The organism is Clostridia bacterium, assembly GCA_036562685.1.
In the GTDB taxonomy this organism is placed as follows: domain Bacteria; phylum Bacillota; class Clostridia; order Christensenellales; family DUVY01; genus DUVY01.
Genome location: DATCJR010000209.1, coordinates 1 through 2,579 on the forward strand (window position 1 = coordinate 1; position 2,579 = coordinate 2,579).

Sequence of the window (2,579 nt, forward strand, 5' to 3'; positions counted from 1 at the left end):
CGTAACTATCGCAGATTAGGCCGGAGCTGTCGGTCGAGCCGTCATCGATTAGTATTAATTCATAATCATAAAAAGATTGACTTAAAACGCTGTCAATACATGATGGCAAATATTTTTCTATATTATAAACAGGAACAATAACGCTAAATTTGGGCATATTATTGTACTCCAAAAATCCATCTGTATGGCAATATTTCTCCGCTGTTGTTGATTTTTATAGAATAATAAATATACAACAGATAATATATAACAAAGAAAGTTCCGATTATAACTTTATCGCTCTTAAATTTGATGCTCTTTAAAATAGACGGAACGAGCAAAGTTTGTAAGAAAGTAAAATACATTATTATTCTGTGAGCGTAAGGAATTAAAAAACTGATTATATTAAACACAAGTATAATCGCCTGACAGTTTACCAGCGCGTTCCCTTCAGACAAATTGCGTAAAAATTTAAAATAATAAATAGATATAATAAGCAATACCATCTCAAAAGATATTCTTAAAGCTGAAAATTCCGGAGTTATCTCAAACCTTGAGACATACGAGGGATAAATCAATTTTAATAAATTCAAAAATTGATCTTTTAGCGCTATCAACGCTATCGGCGCGGTTATAATAATAAGTAAGTTTATAACATTGTTAAATCTAACATAGTAAATATAATAAAAGGCAAGCCCGATAATAGCCGTTTTATGAAACAGTATTGCTATAACTAAAAAGATAAAATATTTTATGGGTTGTTTTTTCTCCAGATATCTTGTCCCAAAAAATATAATTCCCATTGCGATGCTTTGTCTGACAATATTAAAAGTTGTAAAGTAAGAAAACGAGCTTAAATAAACGATAATGCTTAAATCCGAGGAATGCGAATCCAATATTATGCGCAAATACACAAAGATAATCGATAAAAAACTGGTTATTAAGAAAAACACTTTATAATCGGCATTAAAAAAGCCGATAAATCTACATAATAAATAAAACCCTATCTCCATATTAACGGAGTTGGATTTGGTCTTAACGATAGTTTCGTATATGTTCTTGTAACTAAAGTAGTCTGTTCCTATACCGTAACGAAGGCCGCATAATAACCATAAAATTAAAAAAGCTAAAGCAATAAGTATTTTATTGGAAGATTTTTTATTTGAAACGGCTAAATCATTTTTTGCATATAAAGGTTTATTTGCAAAAAATAATAAAGACCAAGTTCCTATTAATACTGAATAATAGACAACCATCTGTTTTAACCTTGCGCGTCTTGTTTAGTGGTTAATTTTCAAAAGGCTTTGGTATAAAGCGATTGAATCCTTTGCAACTTTTTCCCACGCAAATAATTCTATAACTGCTTCGTAGGCCTTTTTGCCGTATTCGATTATTTTTGATTTTTGCTTTGTAAGTAATAATAATTTATCCGCTATGCTGACGGCATTAGTTTCCGCCGCCCAGCCGCATTGATATTTTTTGACATCGTCGTAAATTCCTGTTCCTCTGGTTACCAATACGGGAATACCATAGGACATCGCCTCTATAACGGCTGTAGGCAAGCCTTCCCATCTTGAAGTATGGACAAAAATATCCGTTTCTCGTAATACTTGTTCTTTTTGCTGGCCAAAAACTGGTCCATGATTAAAAACTATGGTGTCCAGGCCATGTTTTTTTATATAATTATTAATATAATTATCCGCATTACCGCGATTAGGACCATAGATATTTATTTTCACTTTGTGCCGCAACAATTCATTCTTGACTTTATTTGCCGCCTTAATTAGCAAATCCAAACCTTTATGTATTTTGTTTTTTCTGCCTATAAAGGTAATATTAATTCCTTCCTTGTTTTTTATAGGTCTATAATAATCTTGAGGTAGTTCAATCCCATTGGGGATAATTATACCTTTTTTAGAAAAATAAGAATGCTTTTGCTCGCCTTTGGACAAAAATTGAATTGCTTTGGCTTTTTTGATAAAAGAGTTGAATATTAAAAGATGCGCCAGCGCTTTTTTTATAAACTTGAAAAAATCGGATTTGATCGCTTTTTTGGATAACGAACCATGTGGAAATATTATATAAGGTATGTTGTTTTTGGATAAATATTTTGATATCTTAATATATTTTGGATAATACAAGCCGTGAAAAACAACCAAATCAGGCTTATTAAAAGGCGATTCTAATGAGCTAAATTCTATGCCGTTAAATACCTTAATATTACTATTTTGGTATTGATAATTACTAATATTAAGCAAAGCGGTGTTGGCATATTCTGATTGATAAAAAACATGCTTGGGCGCCACAACATTAATGCCGTTAGATTTGTCTTTGGTTATGCTGGCTATGTGCAATACAGTCATTGAATATCTATACTCCATTGTTGAGAATGTATGGATTTTTCTATTTCTTCCTGGCTGGGAAGCTTCATATAATCGCCGAATACGTGGGTTAAGTAATCTTCCACATATTCAGGCGCGGGCAAATAATGATTTTCAAAAAGAACGTATCTGGGCTTTCCCAAATAATACCTGGGGAAAATCGCTCTTTTGAACTTTGCTTTTCCGAACAATTGCCCAACCCTGTTTGTTTGCTTTTTC

General features: G+C 32.2%; 4 protein-coding genes. All 4 read right to left on the bottom strand.

The window, feature by feature from the left end:
• Positions 1-157 (bottom strand): glycosyltransferase (locus tag VIL26_08940; GenBank protein ID HEY8391051.1); only part of this gene is annotated, 157 nt, incomplete at its 3' end.
• Position 158: 1 nt separating this feature from the next.
• The gene (locus VIL26_08945; GenBank protein ID HEY8391052.1) at positions 159-1,235 is read right to left on the bottom strand and encodes an EpsG family protein; all 1,077 of its coding nucleotides are present in this window, start codon (positions 1,233-1,235) and stop codon (positions 159-161) included.
• 24 nt (positions 1,236-1,259) lie between these two features.
• Positions 1,260-2,342 carry a glycosyltransferase family 4 protein gene (locus VIL26_08950; GenBank protein HEY8391053.1) on the bottom strand — a complete coding sequence of 361 codons (1,083 nt, stop codon included), beginning with the start codon at positions 2,340-2,342 and terminating at the stop codon, positions 1,260-1,262.
• A partial coding sequence (locus VIL26_08955) for a lipopolysaccharide cholinephosphotransferase (GenBank protein ID HEY8391054.1) occupies positions 2,339-2,579 on the bottom strand: 241 nt, incomplete at its 5' end. The genes VIL26_08955 and VIL26_08950, both read right to left, overlap by 4 nt.